This is a genomic window from Deinococcus arboris (genome assembly GCF_009755355.1).
Classification (GTDB): Bacteria; Deinococcota; Deinococci; order Deinococcales; family Deinococcaceae; genus Deinococcus; species Deinococcus betulae.
In genome coordinates this window covers 93,548-106,542 of the sequence record NZ_WQLB01000011.1, presented here as the reverse complement: position 1 = coordinate 106,542, position 12,995 = coordinate 93,548, and the positions used below count along the sequence as shown (strand labels likewise).

Here is a 12,995-nt window from a genome sequence, read left to right as displayed (position 1 = left end):
GGCATTGTAGAGACCGCGCTGTGACGGCAGTCTGGATTAACCTTCAGGGCCGTCCATGTCTTTCGAGGGTCACCGTTGCCAGGGCCCTACATCCTCAGAAACAGGCGGCCGAGAAGACGCGGGAGCTGCCCAGGACAGAGGGGCATCTCCCTGAAGGAGGGTGGGGTACGCAGCGGTAGAGGCTGAACACTCTAGAGCAGACATGACACCGCCTGGGTGGCCGATGTCATTTTGCTGCCGCTCACCTTAGCCTGAACGCGGCCCGGCACAGCAGCCAGCCGGCCACGCTCCACTCGATACGCTGAGCAATGGTGCCCGCTCAAGTCCATCCCAACCTGCCTGGCCCACTGATTCAGTACGCCCCGGACCCCAGCAGCACCACCCGGAAGGTCCGGGCCAGAATGACGAGGTCCAGCCAGAGCGACCAGTTGCGCACGTAATAGGGGTCCCAGCGTTCCATGCCTGCGTTCCCAGCCGCCGAGCGGCCCGACACCTGCCACAGTCCCGTCATGCCCGGCTGCACCTGAGTTCTGAGTTGCCGGGTGCGGGGCAGCAGCTGCGCCTCGTGGTAGGCCGGCAGGGGCCGGGGGCCAACCAGGCTCATATCGCCGCGCAGCACGTTCACCAGCTGCGGCAGTTCGTCCAGGCTGGTTTTCCTCAGCAGGCCGCCCAGCCGGGTAATCCGGGGGTCCACGCGCAGCTTGAAGTGGGTTTCCCACTCGGCGCGCAGCGCGGCGTTGTCGGCCAGGTGGCGCTGCAGGACCTCCTCAGCGCAGGGCACCATCGTGCGAAATTTCCAGGTAAAGAAGCGCCGCCCGTGTTCCCCGATGCGTTCCTGCAAAAAGAGGGGCGAGGTCCGGGTTTCCAGCCACAGCCCCGCCGCCAGCAGCAGGCACAGCGGCACCCAGAGCGGCGCCGTGACCAGCACGCTGGTCAGGTCAAAGGCCCGCTTGAGCAGCCGGGCCGCCGGGTCCAGCAGGTTGCGCGTGAGTTCAAGGCCCAGGATGCCGCCCATGTCCACCGACATCGCCCAGAGCGACGGCAGGTCCGCCATGGCCGAGACCACCACCACCTTGCGGTAGGCGCGCAGGGTGCCTTCGATCAATAGGGTAAATTCGTCGCGCTGAAGCTGTGGCAGGGCCACGATAGCGACCGGCGCCACTGGCCGCCCCAGGTCCAGCTCCTGAAGGTGGCCCAGCACCGGCACCCCCAGCACGCGGCCCGACGACACGTCGTCAAAGACGCCGACGGGCAGGTAGCCCAGGCCCGGCGTGGCCTGCAGGGCCGCGATGACCCCTTCGTGGGCGCCGTAGACCACAGTGGGCACGCCCCACAGCCGCGCCCGCATCAGCAGGTGCCGCACGGCAAAGCGCGCCAGCAGCACCAGGGGACAGGCGAGCAGGGCGCCCAGAATCAGCACCAGCCGGCTGACATCGCTGACCTGCCCCACCAGCACGATGGCCAGCACCGTGACCCCAAACACCAGCGCCACCAGCCCGATGATGCGCCGGACTTCTTCCACCACCCCCAGGCCCCAGCTGGGCAGCAGCTTGTTCAGGTAAGCCCCCAGCAGCCAGGTGGCGGCCAGCAGCCCGCTCCAGGACGGCAAAAACAGTTCACCGAACAGCAGGCGGCGCAGGCTGCCCGCCAGGCGCAAAGAGACTTCCAGGGCCAGCAAGTCGCCGGCCAGCAGCATGGTGCCGTTCAGCACCCGGCGGCGCAAATACAGCAGGGCCAGAGACTGGGCGGCCTGCGGCAGAACTCGTTCAGCGCGGATGGTCAGCACGGGGGGGGCCTCCTGGCGGCAAAGGGCAGGGTCCAGGGCACCCTGAAGGGTGACTGGTCCGGGGGCTTATAGAGCTATGGGTCAGGTGGCGGGGTGGTGCAGCGGCAGGTCAGCGGCGGGCAGCGGCCCAGCCGGGCTGGCCTGCTGCCGGAAAGAGGCAATGGTGCGTTTTAGGCCCTCATCCAGACTGACCTCCGGGGCCCAGCCCAGCAGCGTGCGGGCCAGGGTGATGTCCGGCTGGCGCTGGCGGGGATCGTCGGCCGCCAGCGGCACAAAGCGGATCGGCAGCCCTGGATTGATGGCCGCGCGCACCACCTCAGCAAACCGCTGCATGGTGATGGCGTCTGTGCCGCCCAGATTGACCGGGCCGTGATAGGTCACGTCCATCAGGCGCCTTACGCCGCGAATCAGGTCGCTGACATACTGGAAACTGCGGGTTTGCTGGCCGTCGCCCTGCACCGTCAGGGCCTCGCCGGCCAGCGCCTGGTGAATGAAATTGGTCACCACCCGGCCGTCATCGGCTCGCATGTGGGGGCCGTAGGTATTGAAAATGCGGACGATGCGGGTGTCCAGGCCGTGAGCCCGGTGATAGGCCATGGTGATGGCCTCGGCGTAGCGCTTGGCCTCGTCGTAGCAGCTGCGCAGGCCATTGGGATTCACGTGGCCCCAGTAGGTTTCGGGCTGCGGGTGAACCAGGGGGTCGCCGTAGACCTCGGACGTGGAAGCCAGCAGAAAGCGGGCGCCCTGACGGCGGGCCAGGTTCAGGGCGTGCTGCGTGCCCTGGGCGCCGACCATCAGGGTCTCGACCGGAAACTGCTGATAGTGGGGCGGACTGGCCGGCGAGGCAAAATGCAGCACCCAGTCCAGGGGGCCAGCCACCAGCGGCAGCCCCTGACTGACATCGGCTTCAAAGAAGGTGAAACCGGGATGCCGCTTCAGCGCTTCGGTGTGGGCGGGCTGACCGCTCAGGTAGTTGTCCACCCCGATCACCTGAGCGCCAGATGTCAGCAAAGAGGCCGCCAGGTGACTGCCGATAAACCCGGCGCTGCCGGTCAGCAGCAGTCTCATGCGCCCACTTTGACGGCCGCCAGCCCGGACGCCGGCAGGAAAGCCGACTGGGGCTGCTCCCGGCCAATCTGTTCCAGAACAGCAGGGGCGGCGAGCGGCTCGCGGATGATGTTGCGGGCGTCGATCACCACGCGCCCCCGCATGGTGGCCAGCACTTCTTCCCAGTTCAGGCTGCGGAATTCGCTCCATTCTGTGGCGACGATGACCGCGTCAGCGCCGGCCAGCGCCGCCGACGCCGAGACCGCCTCGACATAGTGCAGGTGGGTCCATTCGCGGCGGGCGCGGGGCATCGCCACCGGGTCGTAGGCGACCGCGGTGGCGCCCAGCCGGCCCAGCCGCAGGATGAAATCGTGGGCGGGCGCGTCACGCAGGTCGTCGGTGTCAGGCTTGAAGGCCATGCCCAGCACGGCCACCCGTTTGCCTTTCAGGAGGCGCACATGCTTTTGCAGTTTTTCGATGACCAGACTGCGCTGGCGCTCGTTGACCGTCATGGCGGCGCGCAGAATCGGCATGCTATAGCCGTAGTCCTGGCCAGTAGTAATCAGGGCGCTGGTGTCCTTGCCAAAGCAGCTGCCGCCCCAGCCGGCGCCCGCCGCCAGAAACCGCGTGCCGATGCGGTGGTCTAGCCCGATGCCGGCCGCCACCTCGTGAATATCGGCCCCCACGCATTCACACAGGCCGGCGATCTCGTTGGCGTAACTGATCTTGAGGGCCAGGAAGGCGTTGGCGGAATATTTGATCATCTCGGCGCTGGTCAGCGTGGTTTCTACCACCGCTGGGCGTTCATAGCCTCTGGGCCGGGGCACATGGGCCGGCGCTTCAAAACTCTGCTCGATAAGGGGAGCGTAGAGGGTCCGCATCTGCCCGGTGGCCCAGCTGCTGCCGCCCAGCACAATGCGGTCCGGGTAGAGGCTGTCGCCCAGCGCGGTGCCTTCGCGCAGAAATTCGGGGTTGGAGACCACCTCATAGTGGCTGGTGGCGTACAGCGCGGCGTGTTCTTCCAGAATGCGCAGCACCCAGTCGCCCGTGCCGATAGGAACGGTACTTTTGTTGACGATAATCTGCGGCTTGCCATCCAGATGCTGCGCGATGCTGCGCACGGCCCCTTCCAGATACTGAAGATTGGGATGGCCGTCGGGTAGCGGCGGCGTGCCCACGCAGACAAAGATGAAATCGGCGTCCGGGATGGCGTCGCTGTACTGGGTGGTCCAGCGCAGGTTGGGACTGGCCGCCTGCAGCAGGTCGTCCAGCCCCGGCTCATAGATGGGCAGGGCGCCGGCTTTCAGGCTGCTGATTTTTCCCTCGTCACTGTCCAGGCCCGTCACCTGATAGCCCAGGTACGCCAGCATAATGGCGGTGCCCAGCCCCACATACCCCGTTCCAACGATGGTGATGTTCATGTGCCCCCCTGTGAGCCTGCGCCCCTGTGCTGTTCGTGTCTTTGCTTGCGGAAATCACGCGGCCGAAGCGAACAATGAAGAGAAAGATGAAGATTCGCCCTGCGATTCATGTAGGGTAGAAGGACTGCACAGGTGAATAACAGCTGGTCACCTTCTGGCCAGCTGTTACTCATGAAAAATGGGTGCTGCTTCTAAGAAAATCGCGCCCTCTCTCATTCAAGAGCTTGAAGAGGCAAGATGAGCGACTGAGATCGCCTGGCTTGGTCAAGTGCTGACGCCAGAAGAATCTAAAGAACAGTCGAATTGGCTTCAGACGGCCATCTGAGCAACCGCTCATCAGGGCTGGGCACCCGTCGCTCATCTCACAGCCTGAAGCCCAGGCACCCACAATAGGGACGGATGCCCTGCCAGCGGACTCAGCAGCGACATCCTCTGTTTTTTTGATGCCTGGTCTGCACGAACTGCCTCAAGGTTCTACAGGAGTGCTATGACGCAGCTGACCTCTTTACCCGGTGTGTCTGGGGGACCGCGTCTGACCGCGCCGCACACTTCCCGGCAGTCCCGCCCCCACCGTCCCCTTAAGGTTCTCGCCGTTCTGCCCTCGCTGTGGCCCGGCGGCGCCGAGATGCAGCTCGTTCACCTACTACTTAACCTGCCAGCCAGCGACTACCACTGCGAACTGGTCACCCTGTTCACCGTGCCCCAGCAGAACGCCCTTGGCGAGCGGCTGGCGCAGGCGGGCCTGCCCTGGACCGACCTGGGCATAGCGCCCGCCCTCGACCAACCCATGGGCGCCTGGCACGCCGCCCGCAACCTCTGGCGGGCGCGCCGACGCCTCCAGCAGCACATCAAGGCCGCCAGGCCCGACATCGTGTATTCGCGGCTGTGGTATGCGGGGGCAGCGGTCGGCAGCCTGCCCCGCCGGCGACTGGAGTTTGTGCATGTCGCCAACGAGGAGAACTCGCTGCACAGCCACATTGACCGTGGCCGGGCCAAACGCTGGCTGCGCCGCTGGGTGGTGGGCCAGGCTGACCGCTGGGTGGCGCCCACCCAGGGCCTTCACGACCAGTTTGTGCGCCTGGGCGCCCCGGCGCCGCGGGGCCGCGTCATCTACAACGCCACGCCCTTGCCAGCTCCGGCGGCGCGGCGCGCGCCCAGTTCGCCCCTGCGCGTCGCCGCGATGGGCCGACTGGTGCCGGACAAGGGCTTTGAGCGCCTGCTGGCCATTGCTGAGCGGCTGCGGCAAAGCGGAGTCAGGTTCCAGCTTGACGTGGGCGGTGAAGGCCCCGAGCGGGCGGCTCTGGAGCGGCAGGCACGGGACTTGGGCCTTGAGGGCACAGTCCGGTTTCTGGGCTACGTCGCGGAGCCGCTGGCTTTTTTGCAGGAACGGGACGTGTTTGTCCTGACCTCCCACGCCGAGGGGTTTGCCAATGTACTCGTCGAAGCGATGGCCTGCAGCCTCCCCACCGTGGCCTTTGACATTGACTTCGGCCCCCGCGAACTCGTAGTTCACGGCGAGACGGGTTATCTGGTGCAGGACGGCAACCTGGACGCCTTTGCCGGCTGCCTGCAAGCGATCGCGCAGGACCCACAGGGCGCCCTGCGACTGGGTCAGGCCGGCCGGACGCGGGCCGAAGGGCTGTTTTCGGTGCCGCAGATGGCCGCCGCCTTTGGCGCACTGTTCGCAGACGCCCTGGGCCCACAGCTGCGCGCAGGAGGAGACTGACATGTGTGGGATTCTCGGCACCATTGCTGACCGTGACGTTCTGCCCTCGCCGCTGGACCTGCGCCCACTGCAGCACCGGGGCCCCGACGCACAGCACAGCCGCGCGCTGGGCACCGCCGTGCTGGGGCACACCCGCCTGAGCATCATTGACCTGTCCAGCGGCGCCCAGCCCATGAGCGACGTGCAGGGGCTGAACACTGTCGTCTTTAACGGCGAAATCTATAACTACGGGACCCTGCGCCGTGAACTGGAGGGGGCAGGCCACCGCTTTGCCACCCAGTCCGACACCGAGGTTATTCTGGCCGCCTACCTCGAATGGGGCGTGCCCGGCTTTGCCCGGCTGCGGGGCATGTACGCCTTCGCGCTGCACGACCACCGGCGCCGCTGCACGGTCCTGGCGCGCGACCCGTTTGGCATCAAGCCCCTGTTCTGGACCCAGACGGCCCGGCACCTGCATTTTGCGTCGGAGGTCGGGGCGCTGCTGTCGCTGGCGGGCCTGGACCCCGAACTGGACCTGACCTCGGTCCTCGAAACGCTGGCCCACCGCTACGCCTTTGGCACCCACACCCTGTATCAGGGGGTGCAGCGGCTGGAGCCCGGCACCGCCCTGGTGGTGGATGACCGGCTGGACATGGTCCGTCAGGTGCGCTTTGTCAGCCTGAGTGAGGAAATCGAGCGCTGCCGCCAGAGCACCGGCGCCGTCACCCCCGACGAGGTCGAGGCGCGGGTGGCCGACAGCGTGGCGCACCACACCATTGCCGACGTACCACTGGGCTGCTTTCTGAGTGGCGGCCTGGATTCCAGCGTCGTGGCCCAGCGCCTCTCGGTGGACTGCGCCGGGCCGCTGCGGGCCTATTCGGTGGGCTTCCGGGGCGCCCAGAGCGAGGTCAGCGAGCTGCCGCACGCCCGCGCCGTCGCGGCGGCGATTGGCGCCGAGCTGCACGAGGTCGAGGTGGGACCGGCCGATTTCGCTGACCTGGCGCCCGTCCTGTCTGGCAGCCGCAACGGCCCCTTTGCCGACCCGGCCGACGTGGCGATGCTCAAACTGTCGCTGGCCGCCGCCAATGATGTCCGGGTGGTTTTGTCTGGTGAAGGGGGGGACGAGGCCTTTGCTGGCTACCCAAAATACGCCGCAGACCGCTACGCCGGGCTGCTGGGGCCCGCCATGAAACTGGCCCGCACCCCCCTGGGCCGGCGCGGCCGCCTGGGCATCGCCGCCGACGCCCTGGCCGAGCCCCAGCGCGCCGTGCGGTGGATGCGCTGGTTTGAAAACGACGCCGCGCCGCCCGGCCTGGTGTCGGCCCTGCTGGCCGGCGGCGCGCAGCCCAGCCGCGCCCTGACCTGGGTGGAAGACCGCCTGGCTGGCTACCCTTCCGGCTGGAGCGACCTCCAGCGCATGCAGGTGCTGGACCTGGACGCCTGGCTGCCCAACAACCTGCTCCACCGGGGCGACTACACGACCATGCAGGCGTCCATTGAGCAGCGGGTGCCGATGCTGGACCTCGCGCTGACCCCGTGGGCGGTGGCGCTGCCGGACAGCCAGAAACTCAGTGGCCTGCGCGGCAAGATGCCGGTGCGCCGCGCCTTTGCCCGCCGCCTGCCCCGGCAGGTGCTGGAACGGCCCAAGAGCGGGTTTCGGCTGCCGCTGGGCGAATGGCTGCGGGGCGACCCCGGCCTGCGGGCTATGACCCACGACCACCTGCTCGCGCCGGGCGCCCAGCTGCGCCAGTGGCTGGGCGCGGCGGACCTTGAACAGCTCCTCTCACCCCAGGCGCTGGCCACCACCGGCGGCGCCAAGCTGGCCTGGACGGCTCTGTGCCTGGAACTGTGGCTGGGCGCGGCGCGGCCACAGCTGGTGCCCGCATGACCCAGGACCTCTGGCCCAAAGGCGCCGCGCCCCTTGCCCGTCAGCGCCGGGCAGGTACCCGGACGGGCGCGCCCCAGACCCTCTGGATTGCCACGGCGGCGCGCGGCGGCATCCACGGCTACACCCAGGCGCTGGAAGCCACCTCTCTGTTTGCCGACTGGCACATCCGCCGCCTCGTCACCCATGACGACGGGCCGGCGACCCGGCGCTTGGCGCTGTTTGCTCGCGGCGCCGGCGCCCTGGTCTGGCGCTGCCTGACCGCGAGGCCCGCCCTGATTCACCTGCACTCGGCGGCGTACGGCAGCTTTGTGCGCAAGGCCCTGCTGCTGTGGGCGGCGCGCGGGCTGTTCCGGGTGCCAGCGGTGCTGCACCTGCATGCGGGCGAGTTCGAGGACTTTTACAGCCGCTGCCCGCCGCTGGCCCGCGCCCTGGTGCGCGCCACGCTGCGCCGGGCTGACCGGGTGGTGACCCTCTCGCCGGCTCTGGCGGCCGCCGTTACTCGGGTGGCCCCAGGGGCGCGGGTCATGGTCGCAGCCAACGGGGTCGCTCTGGCACCGCAGCCGCGCGTGCTGGCCCAGAGCGCTCCCCAGGTGCTGTTCGTGGGGGTGCTGATAGAGCGCAAGGACCCGGTGGGGCTGCTGCGCGCCTGGGCCCGCTGCCAGCGCCCACCCGGCGCGCGGCTGACCTTCGTGGGGGACGGTCCCCTGCGGCCCGAACTGGACCGGCTGGTGGCCGACCTAAACCTGGGGGGCAGCGTGGCCTTCCGGGGCTGGCTGGACCCGGCTGGGGTCGCGGCCGAACTGAACGCAGCCGACATCCTGGCGCTGCCCTCGCATTTTGAAGGCCAGCCGCTGGCGCTGCTTGAAGGCATGGCGCGCGGCCTCGCGCTGCTGTCTACCAGGGTGGGCGGTATTCCCGACCTCATTGAAGACGGGGTCAGCGGCCGGCTGGTGCCTCCGGGCGACCCGGACGCCCTGTGCGGCGCCCTGAACGACCTGCTGAACCGGCCAGAGGTCCGCCAGCAGTACGGCGCAGCGGCCTACGCCCGCGCGCGGCAGACCTTTGACATTCAGCGCACCTGGCACAGCCTCGACACGCTCTACCGGACCCTGACCCGCACGGCACCTCGGGGGGCCCATGACTGACGCGGCGGTCGGAGCAAGCGCCCAGCACGGGGCCAGCGCCGCCGGCCGCCGGGTGCTGATCATCGTGGAAAATCTGCCGGTGCCTGTGGACCGCCGGGTCTGGATGGAAGCGACCACGCTGCGGGCGGCGGGCTACGAGGTCTCGGTGATCTGCCCTATGGGGCGCGGCCAGGACCTGCCCTTTGAACTGCTGGAAGGGGTGGCCATCTACCGGCATCCCCTGCCGCCCGAGGGCGAGGGCAGCCTGACCTTCGTGCGCGAATATCTGGCGGCCCTGTGGCATGAAACCCGGCTGGCCTGGCGGATTCGGCGTGAACGCGGCTTCGACGTGATTCATATCTGCAATCCGCCGGACCTGCTGTTTCTGGTGGCCGCGCCCTTCAAAGCGCTGTTCGGGACACCACTGATTTTCGACCACCACGACGCGACCCTGGAAATGTACGAGGCCAAGTTTGGCCGGCGCGGCGCCGTGTACCAGGTGCTCAAACTCGCCGAGCGCCTGACCTACGCCCTGGCGGACGTGGTGATTGCCACCAACGAATCTCTGCGCGGCTTCGCTCTGACCCGTGGGCGCAAAGCCCCAGCAGACGTGTTCGTGGTGCGCAGCGGGCCCCGCCTGAAGCGGTTTGCGCCGCAGCCGGGCGGCGAGCACTTCCGGGCGGGCTTTGCCAACGTGGTGGGCTACGTGGGGGTGCTGGGCTCTCAGGACGGGCTGGACATCCTGCTGCGGGTGGCCCAGCGGGTGGTGGCCCAGGGCCGCACCGATGTCCGGTTCATGATTATTGGCGGTGGGCCTTCCCTGGAGCCTCTGAAACAGCTGTGCACCCGGATGAAGCTGGACCCCTACGTGGAATTTACTGGCATGCTGACCGACCAGACCGAACTGATTCAGCGCCTCAGCGCCTGCGACGTGTGTGTGGCGCCCGACCCCCAGACGGCCTACAGCGACGTGTGCACCATGAACAAGGTGCTGGAATACATGGCGCTGGGCAAGGCGACCGTGCAGTTTGACCTCACCGAAGGCCGGCAGTCAGCCGGCGACGCGGCTGTCTACGCGCGGCCCAACGACGAGGAGGAGTTGACCCGCCAGCTGCTGGCCCTCCTGGCCGACCCAGCCCGCCGGGCCGAGATGGGCCGCATCGGCCAGGCCCGGATGCAGGACGCCCTGGCCTGGGACCATCAGGCCCCGAAGCTCCTGGAGGCTTACGCCCGTGCCCTGAGGACCGGCACACGAGCCGCCGCTGCTCACCGGAACCCAGCATGAACGCCGCGCCGCTGGTGGGATTGGGGGCCAGCCTGCTGCTGGGCGCTGGCCTGGTGCAGCGGGCGGAGGCCCCGCCCGGTTCCCTGGCCCTGCCGCTGGCGACGGACACCGCGCCGGCAGGTGTAGTGGCGCAAGCAGCGCCGCAGCGCCCCAGCGTCAGCGTCACGGCCTTTGGCGCTCGGGGCGACGGCACCACCGATGACACCGCCGCCCTCAACCGGGCGGCCAGTCAGGCGGCGGGACGCGACCTGATGTTCCCGGCCGGGACATACCTGATCAGGGGCCCTGTGGTGTTTTCCGGCTTCAAAGACCAGACGGTGCGGGGCGCGCCGGGGGCCACCATCCGGGCGGCACCGGACTACCAGCGCGGCAAGGTTGAAGGCATGCTGCATTTCGACCGGCCCGTGGGCGTCACGGTGCGCGACCTCAAGGTCGTGGGTCAGCGTGTGCCGGGCGCCAACCCCTACGCCACCGTGATTGACGGCATTCGGGTGACACAGGGCCGCAACATCACCCTGACCGGCCTGCATATTCTGGACGCCCCCACCAACGGGATCGGGGTCGAGGACACTGACACGGTGACCCTGCGCGGCAACGTGCTGGAGCGGGCGGGCGGCGCAGGCGGCTGGTCGCACCGCACCGTACATCAGCGCTGGCTGAACAACACCGTGATCGGGCTGGGCGACCCAGGCGGCAAGGCCCTGGCGGGCCTGGGATTTTTCGCCACCATTGGCGACGATTTTCTGGCCGAGGGCAATGTCCTGAATAACATCTCGAACACGGCCACCAAAACGGAAGGCGTTCACCACGTGGTCTACCGCAACAACACGGTGGACGTGTTTGGCAAAGACGGCATCAAGGTCATGCCCTACACCGGCGCCACGGCCACCGTGGAGGGCGCTGTGATCGAAAACAACACCGTGCGGGCCCGGCGCAGCTGGGCGCCCGACGGCTCGGCCTATATCCTGATGCACTCGGTTAACGGCGGCCAGATTCGGGGCAACCGGATTGAGGGCACCGGCGGTCAGCCAGAGGTGTATTCAGAAGACGCCATCAAGGTCAACACCTGGGCCAGCGGCCCGCCTTCCCGCAACATCGTGATTGAGGGCAATCAGGTCCGGGACACCCGGCGTGGCATCCGCATTGAAGCCGATAACGTCGTGCTGCGCGGCAACACCGTCACTGGCCGGCTGCCCTGGGCCCGCAGCGCGGTCATCGTGGGCAGCAACGGCGTTTCGATTGCCGACAACCTCTTTGACGGCCCAGCGGTGGGCGTGCTGATTGACCGGGGATTTGGCCGCACCCGGATCGAGAACAACCGCTTTGATCACGTCGAAACGGCTGTGTACGCCGACAACGGCAACCCGGCCGTCACCGTCAGCCGCAATACCTTTGGGGCGGCGGTGCAGAAGGCGGTGGCAGGCGCCGTGGGCCGCGACTGCAATTTCTACAACAGCCCCGAGTGCCGCGCCCCCTGAGCAGCGCAGGACAGGGGTAGAGGTGAAAGGCCCCGTCCCAGAGGGGTAATGCGGTGCAGGGGTAGGCGACAGGGGCCTCCGTAGATTAGAGGCCCTTGTTCATCCGTAGCGCCTTGCTGCGCTGCTGCCAGGGTGTAGGCCAAGCGCAGGTATCTGAAAAAAGTGCGTCTAGAAAGCCGCTTTTAGGGCAGCGCCATGATGCCCTGGAGATGCTCTGTGGTGACTGGGGGGCATCTTCATGGGTCGTTTCCTTAGACTTCTGCTCCGCTAGGCACCCTTGGCCTACACGCTTACGCCGGGGTGGCTCTGGCTTCTCCGGTCAGAGCTATCCCGGCGCGATTGGAAGTTCCCGCGCTTATTGCAGTCGCACTACCCGCCGGCAGTCAATCCGGCTGCTGGCTGAGACGCAGTTCAAGGCCCGGCAGCCCGAGCCGCAGATACCTCAGCAGGGTGGCCAGAAAGAGAATGCTTCCCGCCATTTCCAGGGCTTCCTCGGCGGTAATCAGCACCTCCATGACAAAGGTGTGCCGGCCCATCAGGGTATGCACGTATCCTTCGGCCAGTTCCAGGCCCAGGGCGCCGCTGATGTACAAGGCGCCGCTCAGCAGCATGCCCCTGCGCACCGCCTGGGGCAGATGACGCAGGAACCGCGCGCAGGCGACCATGACCGCCAGAGCCAGCAGGCCGTAAGGCACCACCCAGGCGTAGTACAGCACGCCCTCCACCTTGACCAGCCGGTGCACCGGTTCAATCAGCAGCTCGTGCAGACTGACCCCTTCATCAATCCCCAGAAAAACGAACAGCAGGGCCAGGCCCGTCCAGACCCGGCGGTAGGCGTCGTGGGTGGCCGCTTTGGCCAGAGCAATGACACCTAGCACCGCCGCCACCAGCAGCAGAAGCAAGGTTGAGAACAGAGAGGCGAGGTTGGTTTCGCCATTCAGGTAGGTCAGCGACACGATCAGGTCGCGCGCAAAATAATCGGGCAGGTAGGTCACGCTGTAGATGCCCCAGAACCCGAGGCTAACCAGCAGCGCCGCCGTCAGTGAGAGGACGCGAATCAGGGCAGGGCCGCGCAGGCGCAGAACCACACGTGAATTGCTGATGGGCACATGTGGCGCCGGCTGAGTAGAGAAGCCAGAGGTCACAGTCACGTCTTTCATGGGTCTCCCTCTGGGCCGGTAACCAGGCTCTGGCCTGGGTCTGCTTCACTGCGGTTTTAGTTAGGAGGGCCCACATCCTCTTCAAAGCCCCTGTAAGAGAA

The 12,995-nt window shown here is 67.5% G+C and carries 9 protein-coding genes; 5 read left to right on the top strand and 4 right to left on the bottom strand.

Translation table 11 applies throughout. The annotated features are described in order from the left end of the window. Nucleotides 1-352 precede the first annotated feature (352 nt). The 3 genes from GO986_RS10240 to GO986_RS10230 form a co-directional block, all read right to left on the bottom strand. Entirely contained in the window at nucleotides 353-1,786 is a 1,434-nt protein-coding gene (locus tag GO986_RS10240) for an exopolysaccharide biosynthesis polyprenyl glycosylphosphotransferase (RefSeq protein ID WP_369409290.1), read from the bottom strand. A gap of 81 nt (nucleotides 1,787-1,867) precedes the next feature. Next, the gene (locus GO986_RS10235; RefSeq protein WP_157459192.1) at nucleotides 1,868-2,854 is read right to left on the bottom strand and encodes a UDP-glucuronic acid decarboxylase family protein; all 987 of its coding nucleotides are present in this window, start codon (nucleotides 2,852-2,854) and stop codon (nucleotides 1,868-1,870) included. Then, nucleotides 2,851-4,254 carry a UDP-glucose dehydrogenase family protein gene (locus tag GO986_RS10230; RefSeq protein ID WP_157459191.1) on the bottom strand — a complete coding sequence of 468 codons (1,404 nt, stop codon included), beginning with the start codon at nucleotides 4,252-4,254 and terminating at the stop codon, nucleotides 2,851-2,853. The genes GO986_RS10235 and GO986_RS10230 overlap by 4 nt, the downstream gene beginning before the upstream one ends. A 487-nt stretch (nucleotides 4,255-4,741) precedes the next feature. Here GO986_RS10230 and GO986_RS10225 point away from each other — a divergent pair, with 487 nt between their 5' ends. The 5 genes from GO986_RS10225 to GO986_RS10205 are packed head-to-tail and all read left to right on the top strand — an operon-like array spanning nucleotide 4,742 to nucleotide 11,734. Continuing rightward, on the top strand, nucleotides 4,742-5,980 hold the full coding sequence (locus GO986_RS10225) for a glycosyltransferase (RefSeq protein ID WP_157459190.1): 1,239 nt from the start codon (nucleotides 4,742-4,744) through the stop codon (nucleotides 5,978-5,980). 1 nt (nucleotide 5,981) lies between these two features. Further along, nucleotides 5,982-7,847: an asparagine synthase (glutamine-hydrolyzing) gene (asnB, locus tag GO986_RS10220; RefSeq protein ID WP_157459189.1), complete on the top strand. Its 1,866-nt coding sequence runs from the start codon at nucleotides 5,982-5,984 to the stop codon at nucleotides 7,845-7,847. Further along, entirely contained in the window at nucleotides 7,844-8,992 is a 1,149-nt protein-coding gene (locus GO986_RS10215) for a glycosyltransferase (RefSeq protein ID WP_157459188.1), read from the top strand. The genes asnB and GO986_RS10215 overlap by 4 nt, the downstream gene beginning before the upstream one ends. Then, the gene (locus GO986_RS10210) at nucleotides 8,985-10,256 is read left to right on the top strand and encodes a glycosyltransferase family 4 protein (protein ID WP_157459187.1); all 1,272 of its coding nucleotides are present in this window, start codon (nucleotides 8,985-8,987) and stop codon (nucleotides 10,254-10,256) included. The genes GO986_RS10215 and GO986_RS10210 overlap by 8 nt, the downstream gene beginning before the upstream one ends. Further along, nucleotides 10,253-11,734 carry a right-handed parallel beta-helix repeat-containing protein gene (locus GO986_RS10205; protein WP_157459186.1) on the top strand — a complete coding sequence of 494 codons (1,482 nt, stop codon included), beginning with the start codon at nucleotides 10,253-10,255 and terminating at the stop codon, nucleotides 11,732-11,734. Before GO986_RS10210 ends, GO986_RS10205 begins: the two co-directional genes overlap by 4 nt. A gap of 383 nt (nucleotides 11,735-12,117) precedes the next feature. Here the strand turns inward: GO986_RS10205 and GO986_RS10200 are convergent, their stop codons facing one another. Beyond that, entirely contained in the window at nucleotides 12,118-12,894 is a 777-nt protein-coding gene (locus GO986_RS10200; protein WP_157459185.1) for a DUF8692 domain-containing protein, read from the bottom strand. Nucleotides 12,895-12,995 lie beyond the last annotated feature (101 nt).

Coding starts and splice junctions, on each gene's coding strand:
- GO986_RS10225 (WP_157459190.1), top strand. CDS start 4,742: ATGACGCAGCTGACCTCTTTACCCGGTGTGTCTGGGGGACCGCGTCTG.
- GO986_RS10200 (WP_157459185.1), bottom strand. CDS start 12,894: ATGAAAGACGTGACTGTGACCTCTGGCTTCTCTACTCAGCCGGCGCCA.
- asnB (WP_157459189.1), top strand. CDS start 5,982: ATGTGTGGGATTCTCGGCACCATTGCTGACCGTGACGTTCTGCCCTCG.
- GO986_RS10230 (WP_157459191.1), bottom strand. CDS start 4,254: ATGAACATCACCATCGTTGGAACGGGGTATGTGGGGCTGGGCACCGCC.
- GO986_RS10205 (WP_157459186.1), top strand. CDS start 10,253: ATGAACGCCGCGCCGCTGGTGGGATTGGGGGCCAGCCTGCTGCTGGGC.
- GO986_RS10215 (WP_157459188.1), top strand. CDS start 7,844: ATGACCCAGGACCTCTGGCCCAAAGGCGCCGCGCCCCTTGCCCGTCAG.
- GO986_RS10210 (WP_157459187.1), top strand. CDS start 8,985: ATGACTGACGCGGCGGTCGGAGCAAGCGCCCAGCACGGGGCCAGCGCC.
- GO986_RS10235 (WP_157459192.1), bottom strand. CDS start 2,854: ATGAGACTGCTGCTGACCGGCAGCGCCGGGTTTATCGGCAGTCACCTG.